Origin of the sequence: Leptospira mtsangambouensis (assembly GCF_004770475.1) — a bacterium.
Classification (GTDB): Bacteria; Spirochaetota; Leptospiria; order Leptospirales; family Leptospiraceae; genus Leptospira_A; species Leptospira_A mtsangambouensis.
This window is the reverse complement of the sequence record NZ_RQHK01000002.1, coordinates 1,268,804-1,288,155: the sequence shown is the minus strand read 5'-3', so window position 1 is coordinate 1,288,155 and position 19,352 is coordinate 1,268,804. Positions and strand designations below refer to the sequence as shown.

Here is a 19,352-nt window from a genome sequence, read left to right as displayed (position 1 = left end):
TTCACCGGAAAAGAGATTTTCCAAGCACTTTTAGACCCAGTTTTTCAGTTCTAATTCTTTCAACTTAGGAGAAAAACGGAAGGTAAAAAATACGATGAGAATGGTCATTGTGGCACCAAAGACCACTGATCCAACAGGGCCTAGGATTTTTGCGGAAACCCCTGATTCAAAGGCACCAATCTCGTTGGAAGAACCAATAAACACTTTGTTAATTGCACTCACTCTTCCTCGCATTTCTTCCGGTGTCATGGTTTGCATAATGGTAGAACGAACAACAACAGACACACTATCAAAGACTCCGGATAAAAATAAGGCAAATAGTGAAAGTAAAAAGGAATGAGAAAGACCAAACACTAACATACAAACACCAAAGCCAAATACGCAGAAAAGTAAAACTCGCCCTGATTTTTCTAGTGGTGGTTTGTATGTGAGATAGTAGGCCATCAGCAGTGCTCCAAGTGATGGGGCAGCACGTAAATACCCTAGGCCTTCTGAACCTACAAATAAAATATCTTTTGCATAGACTGGCAAAAGAGCAACGGCTCCACCGAAAAGAACGGCAAACATATCTAAGGCCATAGCACCTAACATCACTTCATTTTTTAAAACAAAACGAAGTCCAACAAGTAGGCTATCTTTCAAAGCTTCCTTTTCTTTTCGTTCGGGAAGGCTTCTTTTGGCGATCCAAAAGAATAATAAAAAGGGAAGTCCAATACAAATTGAATCTAGAGCATAAGCTGCTTGCATTCCAAAAGTACCATACACAATTCCACCGAGAGCCGGGCCAATGACAGCACCTGCTTGAAAAGATGTCCCCATCCAGGCAGCAGAATGTGGGTAATGTTCCCTAGGAACAAGTTGTGTCACAAAACTAAAGATCGCAGGAGAAATAAATCCTCTCGCAATTCCAGAAACCAAAATGACCAAAAAGATTGGATAGGCTTTGTAGGTTTCGAGTAAAAAACCCAAAGGTCCAGTGAATGCAAAAAGTGTTAAGGAACAAACAAGTAAAAAGAATAAACAAACCACAATGATATTGCGCCTGTCTCTGAGATCAGCTAAATGGCCTGCATAAAGGGAGACGATGATGGAGGGAATGGCTTCAAAAAGTCCGACAAGGCCTAGGTCCAGAACACTTCCAGTCAGTTCATATACCTGCCAACCGACAATGGTTGCTTGGATATTGATCGCAAGAACCATAAAGAATCTGGCGATAATAAAAAATCGAAAATCGCGGTGTTTGAAAATGGCCAAAGAAAGGTTTTTCTTCATCTCTTTAGCCAATGATTATAAGTGATTCATTTGGGGCAATCGACAATCTAAATCGTTTGTTTTCCGATTACTCACTACCCAGTTGGAAATTTAAAGTTTTTACTGCCTCTTCATTTCCTACATTGTCAACGGCATAGTAGAAAAGTTGAAAAGAACCTTTGCATACTGATTTTATTTCACTAATGGAAATTTCCGATTGATAAGATTTAAACTCAGTTTGTGTTCCCGACTGACAGGTGTAAGCTGTCAAAATATCCTTGGTTCCGCTGAATCGATCCTTGGATATTAGTTTGACTTTAGTTTCTGGGGAAAGGTATTTGTGGCCTCCTTTCCCGATAGAATTTGGACCTACCCATTCCCATCTGGTTTCAGGAGCAGAAGTATCTTTTACAAAGTCTAAAACTTGCATTGGTTCTTTATTACCAGCATGGTCCAAAGAGAAATATAAAAATTTATAACTCCCTTCTTCTTGGATGGGAACAGAAGTCATTGCTTTGCTAGAATTCCAATGGCCACCGTTGATGCGGTATCGAATTTCAGCCACGCCAGAAGCATCATCCGATGGATTCAAAGTAAGTTGGTCTTTTGTGAGATAACGAACAGAATCATCCTTTTCTTTTACGATGACAAAACTATCTGTCGAAACAACAGAAGAAACTTTTTTGGGTTCTGCCTTCGGTACAAAGGTCTTTTTGGCAACAAACTCTTTGGGAACCGAAAGAGGTGATCCTGGATCTACATTTGTAGAATAAACTTGAGTCCAAAACCCTTTGGCACCATATTCGCCTAATCTTCGAACACGAAAGTATTCAAAGTCATCTTTTGGTGTGACGGTAATTCGGTTTCCTTTGAACTGAATGGACTCTGGAGGTTTTGGGGCAATGGTATCCCCATTTTCGTTTGGTTTCTCTTGCCAAAGTTCTAATTCAAAAGTTGCTTCCGGTTCTGCATCGATGGCAATTCTTAGTTCTCTTTTTGGTTTAGAAACAAGAGAACTAAAGGCAAAAACAATAATGGAAAAGATCAGTAAAAAATTTCGATTCATATTCCTTCTATTCTTCTTTGAGGCGAGGTGCTTCTGGAATTTTATATGGTTGTACGGGAGACTTTCCTTTTTCAACAAAAGTTGCCATCCCTTGTTTTAACTCGACAGTTTTCCCTTGCGCAGCGACGTCAACTACACCTTCAAAACAAGAAATAGTCGAACTTAAACGTTCATCTAATTCCACTCGGAATTCAGTTCCTCGAACTCCCGCAGTGGAAGAGGGGCTTACAATATTGAATTTATGTTCTGTGGTCGGTGGATTGGATTTTGTTACCTTTGCATCCAAACTTCCCTTGAACAAAGCAACTGTCACTGGTCCACCTTTTTTATCTTCACCTTTTACTTCAAAATGGCTGTTCGTCAGTATTCGCACCATACCGACGTTATTGATATGTAGGTCTGTTTTGCCTTTGCCAGATGTTTTGATCTGGTCGTTCGGATGGAGTTCTTGTCCTAACTTTAAGGGAACCCAAGGCCCTTTCCCACCAGTTCCATTCCATTCTACTTGTCCGAGCACAAATTCTGTGACTCCGACAACTGCTTTACGGAGGAAAACAGGAACAACTAAAGTCAAACCCGGTTTGATTAAGTCTGGGTTTGGGATTTTGTTGTGTTTTAAAAGTTCTGGCCATCGTTTCGGATCGGAAAGGTGTCTTTCCGAAATTAAGGAAAGAGTTTCACCTTTTTGGACTGTGATGGTGATGGGTTCTAATGTTTCGGCACCTTCCGCAAAGAGTGAATATTGACCGAATATTATGATAAGTACTAAGATTGATTGTGCGATGGACTTTCTCATATTCGTAGTCTCTCAAACTTATGTTTAAATTTCCAGCGATTTCGAAAATCTTGGGGATTTTTCTAAACACAGTCCCTTCTATTTTTTAGAATTCACTAAAGATTGAATGTGATTCTACGAGGACTCTTTAGTAAAAAACTCTACAATCGTTAAATCATTCTTTAAAATTAAGAAAGTAAAGCCCAAGAGCTGCGGCCATATGTGGATGGTGGATGGTTCCATCAAGTAACAGTTGTTTTACCTCATCTGGTTTTTTTAATACAACTTCTATGTCTTCTCCTTCATCAAATTCAACATCGTGAAGTGGTTCCACATCATAGGCAACATAGGAATAAGACCAATTGGTAAACATTGCTGGATTACCGGAAAACTTAGAGAGCAATTTGTATTTTGATCTGTCTGTGGCATAACCGGTTTCTTCTCTGAGTTCTCGAATGGCGGATTCCAGTTCGGAGCCGGGTCCATCTTCGTCTACAATTCCACCGGGGATTTCCAAACTATCCTCACCAATTCCATGTCGGTATTGTTTGATGAGAAGAATCTCTCCCGTTTTTGTCACTGGTACAACATTGACCCAGTTTTTAGATTTTAGAACATAATAGGTTTTTTCTTCCGTTGAGCGGGGAAGTTGGATATCAAAACTAGCAAGAGTATAAATGGGAGTGGGGTAGAGTTCTTTCCAGTTTTTTCGTTCTTTCACTTTGGTTTCCTGCTGACAAAGGAAATCGGTTTCCGTGGATTGTATAGAGATTTTCCATCTTTTTTGTCGTACTCAAAATCTTCCTCTTGCGGATTCCGGGATAAGGAAAACTATCTCCATATGAAATTATATGGAAGCATCACATCTCCTTATGTAAGAAGGATTCGTTTTCTTTGTTTGGAATTAGGTATTCCTTTTTCTCTAACCGATACCATGACGGAAGCCGGCCAAAAAGAATTACGTGAAAAAACTCCTCTTTGGAAAATTCCTTATGCTGAAATTGATGATTTGAAAATTTGGGACAGCCATACCATCACCGATTATATTTTTGAGACAAAAGGCAATGGGAACTTTCGCCCCCAAAAAGGACCCCACCATTACAGAGAAGCAAATTTGCTGACTGCCATAGACCAAGCTCTCGACAATGGAATTTTACTGTTTTATTTGAATAAAGAAGGGATCAAACCAGATGCCGCTCCTTATCTGACAAAAAATGCACTTCGGATCAGTTCTATTTTGGATTATATCAAACGTGAGTTAAACGGTCATTTTTTCTTTACGGATGGGAAAATTGGACTCTCGGAAATTGCCCTTTACTCAGCCCTTGATTGGATTCGGTTTCGTTCTGTTCTACCAATCGATGAAGATCCAGTTTTTGCCGGTTTTTTAAACTTCCACGGCCAGAACAAATCTTGGAAGGAAACAGCCCCTAAGTAATAAAGAACAGCCGTTTTTCACTCGACCAGATGGGATTTCCTTGGATTATGTCCCTTACCGGTCCCCTTATGAAATTGAATGCGGCGCAAATGGAAGCAGTCTCCACCATCCAAGGTCCCCTTTTGGTCTTTGCTGGTGCAGGATCTGGAAAAACCAGGGTCATCACCAACCGGATTGCTCATATGGTGGAAGGGGTAAAAATCCCTGCGAGTAAAATTGTTGCTCTTTCTTTTACGAATAAAAGTGCCAAAGAGATGGCCGAACGCCTCAGGAAAATGGTTCCCAGGGAAAAACTGAAAGGAATCACTCTTTCCACCTTTCATTCGTTAGGTTTAAAGATATTAAAAGAACATATCACAAAACTTGGATACAACGAAACCTTTTTGTTATTCAATGGAACTGACCAAGAAGCATTTATATCTGATCTATTAAAGTCCAAACGTTTAGATCCTAAAAAAGTTCCTCCGAAAGAAATCCTACGCCGTATTTCTTATGCGAAAAATACACAGGTCCATCCGAGAGACAATGGGCTTACTGAAGAATTTGATCTTGTCGCAGCGGAACTTTTTTCCATGTATGAAGAGGGCTTAAAGGAAAAAAATGCAATCGACTTTGATGACTTGATTTTACTTCCCAAACGTCTGTTAGCTGAGTTTCCTGAAATTGCTGCCTATTACCAAAGAAAACACGAATATTATTTGGTGGATGAATTCCAAGATACAAACCAACTCCAATATGAGTTTTTATCACTTTTCCGCGGGAAAAGTGATAACCTTTGTGTTGTGGGGGATGACGACCAAAGTATATATGCCTTTCGTGGTTCCAATGTCCAACTCATCCTCAATTTTGAGAGGGAATTCCCTCATGCAAAAGTAGTAAGATTACTGGAGAACTATCGTTCGACATCCCTCATCATACAAGCGGCAAACTCTCTCATCCAAAACAACAAAGGCCGTAAGGAAAAAACTCTCTATAGTCGTATCCCTTCTGCGGAACGAGTGGAATATTATGAAACCGCTGATGAAAGAGAAGAAGCCATTTTTGTGGCTGGTAGGATCCAGACTTTACTCATCAAAAATGAATTTAAGGGAAAAGAAGTTGCCATCCTCTTTCGCACCAATTTCCAATCTCGTCCCTTTGAAGAAGAACTTCGTAACCGGAGTATTCCGTACAAGGTAGTGGGCGGTTATAATTTCTTTGATCGAAAAGAAATTCGGGACTGTATCTCTTACTTACGTTATGTGGCAAACCCTAAGGATGATTATTCATTACTTCGAATCATCAACTACCCGAAACGTGGAATAGGCCCCGGCACCATGCAAAAACTGCAAGAGGAAGCCTTCACCCACAAACTCTCTTTGTATGAAATCTTTCATAAAATGATTGAGAGTCCCGACTATTTGCCCGAAATAAAAGCTAAGGTAAGACAAGAAATCTACCAGTTTGTAGAACTTGTGGATGCTTTTAAAAAGAAATTTGCAATGTCGCCGAAACTGGCTCCGGTTCTTCGGGAAATGATCACCCAAATCGGTTTTGAGCGGGAAATCTCCATGGAAGAAACCGAAGAGAAAGTGGTCAAAGCTCGAATTTACAATTTGAGTGAACTTGTGAACATGTTGTCCTTTTTTGAAGAGGAAGAGGGCCGTGAAGGAAAGGCCACCATTTTCGACTTTTTACAGAGGCTTGTCCTCCTGATGGAAGATGAACCCAAAGAGGACGAGGAAGACCGCCGGGTCCAGCTCCTCACCATGCACCAATCCAAAGGATTGGAATACGATTTAGTTTTTTTAGTGGGCCTGGAAGAGGGAATTTTACCGAACTCACGTGTTATAGAAGAAGAAGGGGAAGTGGTCGATGAAGAAAGACGCCTTCTCTACGTGGGTATGACTCGCCCAAGGCGAAAATTGTACTTGACTTCGGCTCGTACAAGACGCAAATTTGGGGAGCAAATCGAGAGTGCCCCCTCTCGGTTTTTAAATGAGCTGTCTCAGGACGCTGTTCTTTTTTTCCCGATGGAAACAAAGGATAGAGACACAGAAACTAAGAATTTCTTAGAGGAATTAGACAAACTAAAGGTAGGCTAATGAAATCGATTCTCCCACTAACCCTCATTTTGGCGTTGGTTGTGGCATTTGAAAATTGTGCATCAAATCAAGGAAACCAAAAACTAGGAGTTTCCAAAATCAATACAGGGTCCCATTTGGCCCAAATCGAATCCATCGATGCTGATCTCAAATCCTCTACTTTATCTGACGAATCCCGAGACAAACTAGTGATCCGAAAAGGAAAACTTCTACTCGATCTTGGAAAATATGATGAAACAATTTCGACACTCAACCAAGTGAACCAGGCAAAGTCCAACCCTGTCCAACTTTCTGAGTGGAATCTCACAATGGGCAAAGCTTACGTGGGAAAAAATGAATATTCGAAAGCCATTCAATTCCTAAACCAATCCGAAAGATTGGATAAAAACACGAACCTTATGGAACGTAAAAAACTCGTAGTGCAATCACTTGTGGCAGAAAGGGAATACTATCCTGCTCTTGCGACACTTACGAAAACTTACACCAAAGGGAATCAGAAAAAAGACGAATTCTATTATGAAACTGCTGCAAAGACATATTTAAAAATGGGCTTTGAGTATAAGAACACAGGTTTTTACCAAAAAGGTTTGCAAGTTGCCAATTTAGGATTGGAAGAATTTCCGAACAACGAAACTCTGAAGTCCATTCAGAAGGAATGTTTGGAAGTATTGCAGCCGGAGGGCAAACTCTAAGTTCTTTTGGAACGAATCTTTTCTTTACAACGCCTAATTCTTTTTAGGCAATCATTTATTTACCTACTGAATAGAATCCGTGAAAACAAACGGGTTCTATTTTCGTTTTTAGCACTTGGGTTTATCTTTTTTTGTTTTATCCTCTGTTATTACGGTCTTGAGTTTTATCTCCGCAATTACCGCATCCCTTTAGTACAACTTAGGAAAGTGGTATCTTATACCATTAACAAAGAACTCGGCAAAGCGGTTGACATTGGGGTTCTTGACTTTTCCTTAAGAGAGGGTCTTATCATCGAAGACCTTGTGGTTTCGAATGAAGAAGACTTTTCCTTTAACGACCATATGTTGAAGGTAAAAAAAGTAACCTTTCGACTTTCCAGTTATTTCAAAGAATCTCCCACTGTCGAACAAATCGATTTTTATAGCCCTCATTTGGTATTAAATGAAAATGCCAGTTTACGAAATCAACTCATCGAATATGCACAAAAGAGCAAACTAAAGGACATTCGGTTTCATGATGCGAGGCTTACTGTCAAACAGAATGATTCTACTTTGGTCGACTGGAAAGAAGGTTGGGATATTGTTTTAAAACGAAAAAACAAACGATTGTACCTTTCATATAACAACGGTTGGTTTTGGATTCCGAACTCCACTCGAATCAAAGGAGAAGGGGAATTTAGTGAAGCCGGTTTGGATGAGTTTCAGTTTGAATTTAAATGGAAAAACTATCCATCGGAGGAAGCCATCATCCTTACCAATTACCTTTTTGGATCCAGCGTTCATTCAGCAGTACTTTCTGGTGAAGGAAAGGTGAGTCGTGACCCTGTTTCTGGATTTGTGGCAAAGGGAGATGTTGAGTTTGAAAATTCGTTTATTCCTCTTCCTTTTTTTGAAAATTATATTTTGGATGGGTTTCGATTTCGTGAGTTGTTTTTATTTACTCCGAACAAAGAAGAAAGGGAATTTTTGGGAACTGATTTTCGTATCAAAACTTCAATCAAATCAGAAACCGTAAAGGAAACAGTTCTCGACAGACATTTCGAATTTCAAATTGAATCTCTGGAAGACATTGCAGAAAGGATATCTGACCTTTCAGGCAACTTCACACTTCCTTTATCAGGAACTTTAAAAGGTAATATTGACCTAACAGAAACAGGTGATAAAAACAAATGGTTTTTACTACGAGGGGAAGTTACTGGTTCAGATCTCCAGTGGGACTCTAAACTACTGCAGTTAGAAAAAGGAAATTTGTCCTTAAAACTAACCGAAGGCAACGAGTGGACTTTCAATTTTGATTCTTTATTTTTTGGAAAACCAACCCACCTTTCTGGCGGAGGGAATTCCACTTGGGGTAGGTCAAAAAAAACGGACGGAACCTATTATTACCCATTACAATCCAAAACAAAACTGAATTTCCAAACACCGGATTTAACTGCCAATGATTGGAAACCATTGTATGAAGACTGGAAACAGGAAACCTTAGAAGAAATCAGGGAAAGACAAGAAAAACTAATTCCAGAAGAATACTTTTACCAAACAAAGATTTATAAATACTTTTTGGAAATGATGAATTTGGATCTCTCCATTCAAATTGCTAATTATATTCCATATAGTGGATCCCAATCCTTAGGAGAAGCCAAAGGGAATTTTCTTGTGAAAGATGGTCGAATGAATCTTGTTTTGAATTTGGGTAATTCAAATTCTAAATTATCTGCTGTATCATATTTTGCGAGTAAAACACCTAACTTTGGTTTGAGTTTGGTGTTAAGTGAATATCCCTGGTCAGACCCTTGGATGAATTTCTGTGGAGCGGAATTAAAACCAACTCATGTTAGTTTAGATTATAGTTTTAATAGTATTGGAAGTGATTATTATAGCCTTCATAAAGATGCACGAACTTCATATTCACTCAAATTATTTGGAGTTGATTTTAAGCAGGCAGATTTGGTTCCTAAGCTAGAAATGGATCTTAGTCCTTTCAAAAAACCCTTTAGAATTGAATTTGATTTGAGCCGTTATTCGGATATGGACTATATTTCTAATTTAGTAGTTTTCAGTGATACCTTAGATTTGAAAGGTTATGGGAACAACAAAAATGGAAACTATGCCTTCACTGCTTATGGCGCGGTGGGAGTATCGCGAGGGACTTTCAGTTTTACAGAAGAGGAAAATAAATGCGTCATCAAATAGTTACCTTTGGATTCATTTTTCTTTTCTTAATTTGTTTTCAATGCAAAGACAAAAAAAATCCAGCAGACATTGCTCCCGAAATTTCCAAATTGCCCGCATTTGGTGGAGAATGGGTTCTTGAGTGGGAAAATAGAACCCATTTATTGAATATTTTACCGGAAGAAAATAAGGTCCTTTGGAATGGGGTAGAGGACTTGCGTTTAGAATTGGATTCAGTCGGAATCCGATTAGCAGCAAGCGACGAAGAATCCATTAAAGGATATTTTTTATATGCGGATCTAAAACCCAAGTCTTGGATTGGGACTTGGGAAAATCGAGTGGTTCGTTTAATTCGAAAGACCGCGAAGGAGTGATTGGATTTCCTTTGCTGCCTTTTTGGAAGCATTGGTGGTTCCTAGTTCTCTTTCTTTTGCATCCCGAAGAATCCCTTTGATTTTATTTCTGAGTTTTGTATTGGAAAGAATTTTCCAAGCCTCCTCAAAAATATACTTTGGCTGGCATTCGTTTTGGGTAATCTCCCGGCAAACTTCCTCACCCGAAAGGATATTCGCAAGGCCAATGAACTTGGATCTCATGAGAAGGGACCCTAAAAGATAAGTAAACAAACTCACCTTATAAAGAATGACCATCGGTGTTTCAAAATAAAGTCCTTCTAATGTGGCCGTTCCAGACGCAATGAGAAGAAGGTCACTAGTTTCCATTACCCGTAAAGAGGCATTCCACAAATAATGAATTTGGATGTCAGGATGGATTTGTTTTAACGACTCAATTTTTTCTAAAATAAAGGATTCTTCTTTCGCATTGATGTTGGGCAGAAGGAATACCACTTTCTTTTTTTCCAATTTGCAATGTTCGTGGAGGAGGGCAGCTGTTCCGAGAATGGGGTCGATCAACCTTCTAATTTCACCTTTTCTGGAGCCAGGTAAGAGACCTACTGTATACCCATGGTGGGAATCGGGAAGTTTCTCTGTGATCACCGGTTCTTTTTTTAATTTTTCAGGAATTCGTTTGGTGATGGGGTGACCCACAAACTTGGCATTCACTCCGTATTCCGTATAAATCTCTTCTTCAAATCGAAAGAGGGTGAGCATCAGTGCAATCTGTTCTTTGATAAAATAGATACGGTTGAACTTCCATGCCCAAATTTGAGGTGATACATAGAAAACAGTTGGGATTCCTCTCTGTTTTAATTCTTTCGCCAAACGTAAGTTAAATCCTGGGTAATCAATTAAAATAGCAAGTTTGGTTGGCCTAAGATTGGTTTCTTCTAAAACACGATAAAATATTTTTTTCAAAAAACTGTATTTTTTTAAGGCTTCGGAAAATCCGATCACACTAAGGTGTTCTAATTCTTCCATGGAATCTAGGCCTTGGTGGATCATTCCTTCTCCGCCAATTCCATAGAACTTGTATTCTGGTTCTAGAATGGACAATTCTTGTAATAGGTCAGCTCCGAGTAAATCGCCAGAATGTTCCCCGGCAATGACTAAGATGTTTTTGTCTGATTGGATACTATGGGACTTTTTTTTGTTTACCATTGAGAACCTTACTACCGTTTTTTCCTATCACACAAAAGTTTAATTTATGTTTGGTGGCAAATTCAATTGCATCTTTTGGATCCACAACTAAGGTTTCTCCTTCGCGAATGCATAGTGTTTTACAACCACTTTCGAGCATCATTTGAAAGGTATGGATTCCAATGGTGGGTAAGTCGAAACGGTCATCTTGTTTGGCTTTGGGGCTTTTGCAAACGACAGCATCTCCTTTCTTTTTGGTATACAAACCACCTCGTTTGATGGTTTCATCAGTCCCTTCCACAGCTTCCACTGCGATCACCGATTCATCGCAAACCACAACCATTTGCCCAATGTCTAAATCTGCCATTTTTTCGGCGTAAAACATCCCAAAGTCGATGTCTTTTAGTTCTTGGGATCCAAACTTTTTAGGAGTGTATCTTCCTTCCGGAAGGAGTAATGATTTTAGGTAGATCTTTTGAGAGATCACTTTGACTCCCATGGCCTCAAACTCATCGGCAATGGCTAAAAAGATGGGATAGTCATTTCGGTTGATGGTTTTTGCTAGGATGGCAAGGGCCTTTAGATCGAATTTTAACTTTTGAAAGAGTAGGTCTTTTCGCACCTTACCGAGCATTAAAATTCTTGTGATCTTTTCCTTTTGAATGGTTTTGAGAATTTTGCCTACTTGGGTGATATGGACTGGGATTGTACGTGCACTGTGTTCTCTCGGCGAAAAATCAGACTCAATGAGCCCAAGAAACAGGGGGTCTTCCCCTGCGGCCAAAGCCTCGGTCATTCCAATATGGGGGAGTTCCCCACCACCAGCAATAATGGCTAATCGGCCTTTCTGTGCCAAAGAGAGAACCTTAAGTAGTTCCTGAACCGGTATTACCGGAAGAAGGAGTGGAATTGTCTTTTTTATAATCTGTTACGTAAAATCCAGAACCTTTGAAGATGATTCCGGCACTTGCAGAAATGCGTCTTTCTACCGATCCTTTTTTTCCACAGAGACATTCTGTGAGAGCATCATCTTTCATTGATTGGACATGTTCAAAGTCCTTTCCGCATGTATTACAATGGTAATCGTAGGTAGCCATAATCTCCTCCTCTAATGGATTCCTGTTCTGATTTCAAAAAGTAACACTTGTTCTCGGTTTGGTTCTTTTGCCAATGGAAGGCAAATTTCCCAAGAGTATCGACCGGACGCAAGAACCGTCGCGTCTAGAGGGAGGGAGCGAATGGACTGGATGAGTCCCGTGTTCCGCCTCCATAGGCTTGCGTTCCATTTGTCCCCTTCATGAGATCCAATGTGTAAGGACAGGTTTTCTCTTCTTTTTTCTCCGTCGAGGACATATCGATTTTTATTTACCCAAATTGATTCTTGGTCTAGCGAAATGGAATAAGCAAGGTGTTCTTTGTTGTCATAGTTTAAGTGGAGTTCTAAAAAAGGTATGGGAACTTCGGAGTCTGTGGGCTGAAACGAAAACTCAAAGTAGTTCTTATCGCCCGAAAGTTTTTTACAAATCCTCTGCCAATTTTTGGAACCTTTTGTGAGTCCATAGATTGGAAATCCGGTTTCTCCGGAAATGCGCACAGAGTCTCTAGGGATGTAATTCCCAAAAAAAGTAGCTGGAATTTGGTTTCCATTCCATCCTTCAAAGTCGATTCGAATTTCGTTTTCAACCGACTTAAAACGTTTTTCAAATTCAGCCACAAGTTCTGCACTCGGCGGAATTTCGGTAAGAAATCCGGAAAAGATCCAAGCCGATTTTTGAAGCATTGGAAAGTAACATCGTTTCCAATGTCCGGCTGTTCCGGCGATGGATTCTGTTGCTGGATCTTCCTCTAAACAAAAAGTAAGTTCTGGTTCACTTACCTTTCCCTGTTCTGAATTTTCTCGGCCAGGACCACTTCGGAGGTTTACGTTTTTCCCTCGTATTGTCGCTGTTTGGTGGAAAAGGTTCGTGTTTGAAGTATTTGCTAGAAAATGGAGTGTCTGTAATAAAAATCCAGACTCAATTTCTCCAATGGGTTCAAAAGGAAAACTGAGGAGGTTTGCGAGTGAACGACTATAACTTTCCTCCATACCACGGGGATCTTCAAGAATGAGTTGGAGGAGAAGTTGAGAGACTTCTTGTTTGGGGATTGGTTTGGAGATAGTGCCAATCTTTGTTAAGAGTGCTCGTTTGTATCCGTCTCCATGTTTTTTTAAATGAGAGAGATAGGGATCTTCAAGATGGTAGTAGGTTCCACGAGTGGTTTCCCATTCGACAAGTTTTGTGCCCTTTCTTGATTGAAACCGAGAAAGAAGGTCTTTCGAAGGTTCTTTTCCGTTTAATTTCTTTTCCAATTGAGAAATGGTTTGGGAAAGAATGGTCAGTTCTAATTCGTTTGTTGGAATCTCTGTTTCAGAATATAGGCCAAGGACTTTTAGATAGGCTTCCGACTGATAAAGATCATAGGCCTTGTCTTCTCTCTCTCGAAAGTCAACGAAGGCATAAGTTACAAGGATGAGAAAGAGGAAAACTAGTCCGAGAACAAGAAATACACGGGAGCGTATCAAAAGGATCCTCCCGTTTGGTGGTTATAGATTTTCAGGTAGGAGTTTGGATCTGTCCACTCCGTATTCTTCAAATAAAGCATTCTTTGCAACATAGTATCTGTGTAAATTGATGTTGTAGTCTACTTTTGCTCGAACTAGTGACAATTGGTCTTGGACCAAAGTATCTAAGGCATTTTTGACAGCAAGTGCATTGAATCTTCCTTGTTGGAAAGAACGTAAAACGCCGTTGTAGTATTTTTTAGATTCTTCTTCTGTCCGTTTTGCATTTTCCATCACTTGGAATGATGCTTTAAGGATATCGATTCTTGTTTTGACGTCGTCAGAAACCGCTTTGGTAAGGTCTGCTTCTTCCAATGAAACTTGGCGTTTTTGAATTTCTGCATCACGAATTCCAGCTTTCACCCCTTTGTCCATGATCGGATAAGAAAGATCGAGCGAACCTTGCATCACTGGGTATTGGTAAGAAAATACACCCGATCCTTTATCAGAATAATTGTTCTGAGGACTGATTGTATTTTGTGCTTGGTATCCATAAGTTCCCGCAGCTTTTAAAGAAGGAAGTGCTTCATTTTTGGCAGTTCTCATAGAAAGTTCAGCATTTTCTTTTTTACGGATAATGGCTTTAAAATCAGCTCTATGTTTGTATGCGTATTCGATGTCAGCTTGGTAATCCAGTTTAGAAGGAAGAGTTTCTGAAAGCGGAGTTGTTTTTTGGAAGATAGTGTCTTCAGGAAGGTTTAAGGAACGAATCAGTTTTCGCCTTGCTTCTTCTTTTTCAGCCGCTGCCTGTGCCATCTGTCCTTCCACTTGAGAGAGGAGGGCATTCCATTGGTTGACTTCAAAACTTTCAGAAAGTCCAAGGCCTTGTTTTCGAATGGTTAGGTCTCTTACGTTCTTAGTATTTTTTAATAGTTGTTCGAAGGTTTGGTATCCAGAATCCTTAACAGAAAAATTCCAATAGTCCACAAGGGTTGCGACCACTTTGCTTGCAACTTGGTCTTCCATTTGCTCGCGCATGATCTCTGTTTGGTTTTCGAGGATTTTTTCCATGTTCCTTTCATTGGCACCAAAAGCATTTTTTAACAAATCTTGCGCAATGGTCACAGAAAGGGTATCAGTATATAAAGGTGGAAGTCCTAAGGCACTAAATCCCGCAGGAGTTTTATTTGGATCTTCAAAAGCGTTTGAGTCAAATCGTTGGGACTTTGCTTCCAGTTTGAAGTAAGTTCCCGTTGTAAAAAGTTTTTCTAACCCAGCACTATAAGTGGTGGTTTGGGTTTTAGTTCCCGTAAAAATATTGTTTTGGTTGAAAGGGAATTTTTTCTGATCCAATTCAGCCTTGGAAAGGGCACGCCAAGAATACTTTGATTCAAACTTCATCAAGTTCGAATCGGCCTTGGCCAATTCCAAACGGGCCTGCATGACCTCGCGGTTGTTTTCAATGGCATACTTGACTGCGTCTTGTAAGCTAAGTGTAAATCCCTTATCTCCAGATTCCGCAGCCAATAGGCTTACGGAAACGAGGAGAATCAATGTACTTGAAACCCATGAACGTTGTTCCATACTCTTAATTCAGACTCCTCATTCCCCTTGAATAGCTGTTTTTTTTTATGCCGATGCCCTTATTTTTTAAGGGCAGCCTTCATTTTATCACCAACTTCACCAATATGAGCACAGATGCTGACACCAGCGTCTTTCATTGCTGCAATTTTTGAAGTGGCAGTTCCCATTCCACCAGAAATGATCGCACCGGCATGGCCCATACGTTTTCCTGGAGGAGCTGTTTGGCCTGCGATAAAACCAACCACTGGTTTTTTGACATGAGCTTTGATGTAAGCAGCAGCTTCTTCTTCCGAAGTTCCACCGATCTCACCAATCATCACAATGCCTTCAGTATCTGGATCTTCATTCAAAAGACGAACTGCTTCTACGTGGTTCATCCCTGGAACTGGGTCTCCCCCGATTCCGATACAAGTAGATTGGCCAAGGCCTGCTGCTGTGAGGGAAGCAACGGATTCATAAGTCAAAGTTCCAGAACGAGAAACGATTCCAATATTTCCTGGAGTGTGGATAAAACCTGGCATAATTCCCATTTTTACACTGTAACGAGGGTTAATGACGCCCGGGCAGTTTGGTCCTACTAGTTTTGTTTTAGAATTCCTGAGCACACTGTATACTTTGAGCATATCGTGAGTCGGGATTCCTTCTGTGATACAAACCACAAGTGGGATTTCAGCAAAAATACCTTCTAAAATTGCATCCGCAGCAAATGGAGGCGGAACAAAGATTACGGCAGCGTTTGCACCGTCTTCTTTCATTGCATCTTTAATGGTGTTACGAACTGGAGCCGTTTTTCCAAACTCAGAAGTCCAGATTTGGCCACCTTTGCCTGGAGTTACTCCCGCAACTACCTTTGTACCATATTCCAACATTTGAGTCGCATGAAAGGATCCTTCCTTACCGGTGATCCCTTGGACGACTACTCTTGTATTTTCATCAACTAATACAGCCATGTTTATTCGTTCCTATTTTTTGATTAGGGAGACAATTTTGTCTGCCGCGTCACGGAGTCCTTCCACTCCCACAATGTTCATACCGGATTCGTTTAGGATTTTTTTCCCTTCTTCTGCATTGGTTCCTTTTAATCGAACCACTACAGGAACAGTCACGTTTACCTTTTTTGTTGCTTCGATAATACCAACAGCAACACGGTCACAACGAACGATCCCACCAAACACGTTTACAAAAATACCTTTTACGTTTGGATCAGAAAGGATGAGTCGAAAGCCGTTTTCCACGGTAGTAGGGTTTGCCCCACCTCCAACATCCAAAAAGTTTGCAGGCTCTGCACCAGCTAACTTAACGATGTCCATCGTTGCCATGGCAAGACCGGCACCGTTTACCATACAACCAATGTTTCCATCTAATTTTACATAGTTGAGGTTGTATTCTTTTGCTTTTACTTCATACGGATCTTCTTCTGTGATATCACGAAGAGCTTCGTTGTCAGCATGGCGATAAAGAGCGTTTTCATCCAAATCCATCTTACAGTCACCTGCAATGATTTCATTTTGTTTTGTAAGGATGAGAGGGTTGATTTCAAGTAGAGCCGCATCTTCTTTGATGTATGCGTTGTATACTGAATTCACAAGAGCTGTAAAAGACTTTTGTGCCTCTGCAGGGATTCCTAAAGCAAAGGCGAGTTCTCGCACTTGTGAACCTTGGATTCCAATACCCGGATCAACTTGGATTTTGATGATTTTTTCTGGGTGAGTTTCAGCTACTTCTTCGATTTCCATTCCACCTTCTGTAGAAGCCATGATGATGGTTTTACGGATGGCACGATCGAGAAGGATCGATAAGTAGTATTCTTTTGCAATTTCAAGACCTTGTTCCAAATAAACTTTGAGAACTTTTTTTCCTTCTGGGCCGGTCTGAGGAGTGATGAGTTGCATTCCGAGAATTTTCTCTGCTGCAGCTTTGGCGTCATCTTTTGTCTTTGCGACTTTGACTCCACCACCTTTTCCTCGTCCACCTGCGTGGATTTGGGCTTTCACCACCACTACGGGTGATTTTTGGACAACTTCGTTATATGCCTTTTCGAAATCACCGACAGTGTCGATGACCTTTCCGAAGGGAACGTTGGCATTGTGTCTACGTAGGATTTCTTTGGCCTGGTATTCGTGGACTTTCATGGATTTCCTTATGTCATTGGTACGTCCGTAGGGTATACTTACGGATCACTAGGGTAAGGCTCGTGTGTTGGGTGAGATTGTCAAGACCGAATGATCGGTTCTATCGATACAAACTTTGGTTTGAGGGAAGTTTTTCAGATGTATAGAGATTCAGCAGGGTCATTTAAAAATGGATGGTTTTGTTTGGATTTTCTGGAATGAACACGGTGAACGTGGAGCCTTCGCCTTCAGTGCTCTCTACCGTAATGGTTCCGCCAAGGACCTCCACTTGGGATTTTGTGATAAAAAGTCCGATTCCCCTAGCGTCTTCGTTTTTGTGAAAGGTTTTAAACATTCCAAAAATTTTATTTCCATGTTTTTCTAAATTGATTCCAAGCCCATTGTCTTCCACACGAAGTAAAACCTGTCCCTCCGCTTTCTTTGCAGAGATTCGAATGAAAGCCCCATCTTTTAATCTAACATACTTAATTGCATTTGATATTAGATTCAAGACGATACTTTCTAAATAAGCAGGAATGATCGTCAGTCTTAAATTCTCTTCAATTTCCACAAATATTTGAATATTTCTAGATTCGATGGAACCTTTGAGTATATTTAAAGTTTTTTGCACTTCCTCTTCAATAATACAAACTTCCATTGGTTTGTTTAACATCTGATTAATGGAAATGATATCATTTAAATGGGTGATGGTTTCGTTCAGTTTTTCTGAAGAAGCGTGCAACATGTTCACGATATTTTTTCTTTCTTCTTCGTTTGGATTTTCTTCGAGTAGTTCGATGAGAGAAGAAAAATTGGAGGAGTGTTGGCGGATATTGTGTGAAACAATATATGCAAAATTCTGTAGGCGACTGTTTTGAATCCCTGTAAAATGAAGCATTCTGTTTGTGTTTTCTAAGGCTTCTACTTCTTCCGTAATATCAAACCGAATGGATAAAAACGATTCGATATTGTCATTCGAATCGTACAACGGGTGGATATACGTTTGTAACCAGAAGAAATTTCCTTGTTTGGATTGGTTTCGAATGATCCCTTCCCAGGGTCGGCCGGATGATATGTCTTTCCACATTTTTTCCCAAAATTCCTTGGGATGGAATTTTGAGTTGAGTTTTTTATGATCGGAACCTAACAGCTCTTTTTCGGAATACCCGGAGATTTGGACAAATTTTTGGTTTGCTCTTTGGATGATACCCTTTGTGTCAGCAATGCTGACAATCGCAGACCGTTCAATGGCATCAAGGATTGCTTTTAATTTCCTGTTTTTTAATCCGATTGTATTTTGTGTGTTTTTTAATTCAGTAATATCAAGAAAACTAGCGGTTGCACCTTCAAGTTTTCCTTCTGCATCATAGATTGGTGTTGCATTGATGTTTAACCATTTGATTTTTTCGCCTTCCGCGATGATCCCATGTTCGCAGTGGTAAACTGTTTTTTGTTGGCTTAAAGCGATGGATAGAGGGAGTTCCTCAGAGGGAAAAGGTGAACCATCTTCTCTGATTTGTTTCCATTCTTTTGAGGCAAAGTATTTGTTTTCTATTTGGTCAATTTCTAATGAAAGAATTTTTGCTGCACTATCATTTGCATAAATGATTTGTCCTTGCAGGTTAACAACGACCACACCGTTGATCATGGTTTTCAAAACATGGCTAAGCTGAGATTCTTTTTCTTGGAATGAAAGACCAGCAAATATTTGTTTTGTGGCATCTTCCAATAGAATATAAAATACTTGGGGAGAGAGTGCTTGTGCGCGGAGTGTGTAAACCTTCCGATTGTTTTTTTTCTCGTGTTTCGGATTCTCTGCATCCAAATAAATTGGTGAGGACTTTTCTTTTTGTAACGATGAGAAAGTTTGAGTCAAAAACTCTTCGTTTCCGAAAGGAAAAAATATCTCCCTTATGGTAAGGGAACTATTTTTATCTACATCTGATTCGAAAAATGACTTCGCAATTGGATTCGCATAAACCAATTTGCTTTCTAAAGAAAATTGGTTTGTGGGAGATTCGAAGAGAAAAACTCCCATTGGTAAACTATCTGCAAAGAGAACAAAAGAAGTAGGATCAGTTTGGTTGATTGGTTCCATCGAT

The 19,352-nt window shown here is 40.1% G+C and carries 17 protein-coding genes; 5 read left to right on the top strand and 12 right to left on the bottom strand.

Going from position 1 to position 19,352, the window contains the following annotated elements; all coding sequences use genetic code 11:
- Positions 1–30: 30 nt before the first annotated feature.
- The 4 genes from EHR01_RS05980 to EHR01_RS05965 form a co-directional block, all read right to left on the bottom strand.
- Entirely contained in the window at positions 31–1,272 is a 1,242-nt protein-coding gene (locus EHR01_RS05980; protein WP_135693750.1) for an MFS transporter, read from the bottom strand.
- A gap of 67 nt (positions 1,273–1,339) precedes the next feature.
- Complete coding sequence (locus tag EHR01_RS05975; protein WP_135693749.1) at positions 1,340–2,317, bottom strand: LBF_2017 N-terminal domain-containing protein; 978 nt, start codon at positions 2,315–2,317, stop codon at positions 1,340–1,342.
- A gap of 7 nt (positions 2,318–2,324) precedes the next feature.
- Positions 2,325–3,113 (bottom strand): FecR family protein, encoded by a 789-nt coding sequence (locus EHR01_RS05970; RefSeq protein ID WP_135693748.1) that lies wholly within the window; start codon positions 3,111–3,113, stop codon positions 2,325–2,327.
- A gap of 154 nt (positions 3,114–3,267) precedes the next feature.
- Positions 3,268–3,813, bottom strand: a complete 546-nt coding sequence (locus EHR01_RS05965) for an NUDIX hydrolase (protein ID WP_135693747.1) — start codon at positions 3,811–3,813, stop codon at positions 3,268–3,270.
- Between the two features lie 120 nt (positions 3,814–3,933).
- On the opposite strand from EHR01_RS05965, the gene EHR01_RS05960 reads away from it, so the two are divergent.
- From EHR01_RS05960 to EHR01_RS05940, 5 genes are all read left to right on the top strand, one after another.
- Positions 3,934–4,530 (top strand): glutathione S-transferase family protein, encoded by a 597-nt coding sequence (locus EHR01_RS05960; protein WP_135693746.1) that lies wholly within the window; start codon positions 3,934–3,936, stop codon positions 4,528–4,530.
- 68 nt (positions 4,531–4,598) lie between these two features.
- Complete coding sequence (locus EHR01_RS05955; RefSeq protein ID WP_208721743.1) at positions 4,599–6,614, top strand: ATP-dependent helicase; 2,016 nt, start codon at positions 4,599–4,601, stop codon at positions 6,612–6,614.
- Entirely contained in the window at positions 6,614–7,306 is a 693-nt protein-coding gene (locus EHR01_RS05950; RefSeq protein WP_135693744.1) for an LIC12587 family lipoprotein, read from the top strand. The genes EHR01_RS05955 and EHR01_RS05950 overlap by 1 nt, the downstream gene beginning before the upstream one ends.
- 6 nt (positions 7,307–7,312) lie before the next feature.
- Positions 7,313–9,496 carry an LIC_12586 family protein gene (locus tag EHR01_RS05945; protein WP_244309981.1) on the top strand — a complete coding sequence of 728 codons (2,184 nt, stop codon included), beginning with the start codon at positions 7,313–7,315 and terminating at the stop codon, positions 9,494–9,496.
- Positions 9,481–9,849: a hypothetical protein gene (locus EHR01_RS05940; RefSeq protein ID WP_135693743.1), complete on the top strand. Its 369-nt coding sequence runs from the start codon at positions 9,481–9,483 to the stop codon at positions 9,847–9,849. Before EHR01_RS05945 ends, EHR01_RS05940 begins: the two co-directional genes overlap by 16 nt.
- On the opposite strand, the gene lpxB is transcribed toward EHR01_RS05940, so the two are convergent.
- The 8 genes from lpxB to EHR01_RS05900 all read right to left on the bottom strand — a co-directional run bounded on the left by lpxB (position 9,823) and on the right by EHR01_RS05900 (position 19,348).
- The gene (gene lpxB / locus EHR01_RS05935; RefSeq protein WP_135693742.1) at positions 9,823–11,034 is read right to left on the bottom strand and encodes a lipid-A-disaccharide synthase; all 1,212 of its coding nucleotides are present in this window, start codon (positions 11,032–11,034) and stop codon (positions 9,823–9,825) included. The two genes, EHR01_RS05940 and lpxB, sit on opposite strands and share 27 nt — an antisense overlap.
- Positions 11,009–11,869, bottom strand: coding sequence for an LpxI family protein (locus tag EHR01_RS05930; protein ID WP_135693741.1), 861 nt, complete (start codon positions 11,867–11,869; stop codon positions 11,009–11,011). The genes lpxB and EHR01_RS05930 overlap by 26 nt, the downstream gene beginning before the upstream one ends.
- A gap of 10 nt (positions 11,870–11,879) precedes the next feature.
- Positions 11,880–12,110 carry an FmdB family zinc ribbon protein gene (locus EHR01_RS05925; protein ID WP_135693740.1) on the bottom strand — a complete coding sequence of 77 codons (231 nt, stop codon included), beginning with the start codon at positions 12,108–12,110 and terminating at the stop codon, positions 11,880–11,882.
- Positions 12,111–12,121: 11 nt separating this feature from the next.
- Positions 12,122–13,576 carry a hypothetical protein gene (locus EHR01_RS05920; RefSeq protein ID WP_135693739.1) on the bottom strand — a complete coding sequence of 485 codons (1,455 nt, stop codon included), beginning with the start codon at positions 13,574–13,576 and terminating at the stop codon, positions 12,122–12,124.
- A 21-nt stretch (positions 13,577–13,597) separates the two neighbouring features.
- Positions 13,598–15,139 carry a TolC family protein gene (locus tag EHR01_RS05915; RefSeq protein WP_135693738.1) on the bottom strand — a complete coding sequence of 514 codons (1,542 nt, stop codon included), beginning with the start codon at positions 15,137–15,139 and terminating at the stop codon, positions 13,598–13,600.
- 59 nt (positions 15,140–15,198) lie between these two features.
- A complete protein-coding gene (sucD, locus tag EHR01_RS05910) occupies positions 15,199–16,089 on the bottom strand; it encodes a succinate--CoA ligase subunit alpha (RefSeq protein ID WP_135693737.1) in 891 nt (296 codons plus the stop codon).
- 12 nt (positions 16,090–16,101) lie between these two features.
- On the bottom strand, positions 16,102–17,271 hold the full coding sequence (sucC, locus tag EHR01_RS05905; RefSeq protein WP_135693736.1) for an ADP-forming succinate--CoA ligase subunit beta: 1,170 nt from the start codon (positions 17,269–17,271) through the stop codon (positions 16,102–16,104).
- A 163-nt stretch (positions 17,272–17,434) separates the two neighbouring features.
- Positions 17,435–19,348 carry a PAS domain-containing sensor histidine kinase gene (locus tag EHR01_RS05900; protein ID WP_135693735.1) on the bottom strand — a complete coding sequence of 638 codons (1,914 nt, stop codon included), beginning with the start codon at positions 19,346–19,348 and terminating at the stop codon, positions 17,435–17,437.
- Between the last annotated feature and the right edge of the window lie 4 nt (positions 19,349–19,352).

Bases quoted from the DNA above. Each gene is read 5' to 3' on its own strand.
- EHR01_RS05980 (WP_135693750.1), bottom strand. From the start codon at position 1,272: ATGAAGAAAAACCTTTCTTTGGCCATTTTCAAACACCGCGATTTTCGA.
- EHR01_RS05975 (WP_135693749.1), bottom strand. From the start codon at position 2,317: ATGAATCGAAATTTTTTACTGATCTTTTCCATTATTGTTTTTGCCTTT.
- EHR01_RS05970 (WP_135693748.1), bottom strand. From the start codon at position 3,113: ATGAGAAAGTCCATCGCACAATCAATCTTAGTACTTATCATAATATTC.
- EHR01_RS05960 (WP_135693746.1), top strand. From the start codon at position 3,934: ATGAAATTATATGGAAGCATCACATCTCCTTATGTAAGAAGGATTCGT.
- EHR01_RS05955 (WP_208721743.1), top strand. From the start codon at position 4,599: ATGAAATTGAATGCGGCGCAAATGGAAGCAGTCTCCACCATCCAAGGT.
- EHR01_RS05950 (WP_135693744.1), top strand. From the start codon at position 6,614: ATGAAATCGATTCTCCCACTAACCCTCATTTTGGCGTTGGTTGTGGCA.
- EHR01_RS05940 (WP_135693743.1), top strand. From the start codon at position 9,481: ATGCGTCATCAAATAGTTACCTTTGGATTCATTTTTCTTTTCTTAATT.
- lpxB (WP_135693742.1), bottom strand. From the start codon at position 11,034: ATGGTAAACAAAAAAAAGTCCCATAGTATCCAATCAGACAAAAACATC.
- EHR01_RS05925 (WP_135693740.1), bottom strand. From the start codon at position 12,110: ATGGCTACCTACGATTACCATTGTAATACATGCGGAAAGGACTTTGAA.
- EHR01_RS05915 (WP_135693738.1), bottom strand. From the start codon at position 15,139: ATGGAACAACGTTCATGGGTTTCAAGTACATTGATTCTCCTCGTTTCC.
- sucD (WP_135693737.1), bottom strand. From the start codon at position 16,089: ATGGCTGTATTAGTTGATGAAAATACAAGAGTAGTCGTCCAAGGGATC.
- sucC (WP_135693736.1), bottom strand. From the start codon at position 17,271: ATGAAAGTCCACGAATACCAGGCCAAAGAAATCCTACGTAGACACAAT.
- EHR01_RS05900 (WP_135693735.1), bottom strand. From the start codon at position 19,348: ATGGAACCAATCAACCAAACTGATCCTACTTCTTTTGTTCTCTTTGCA.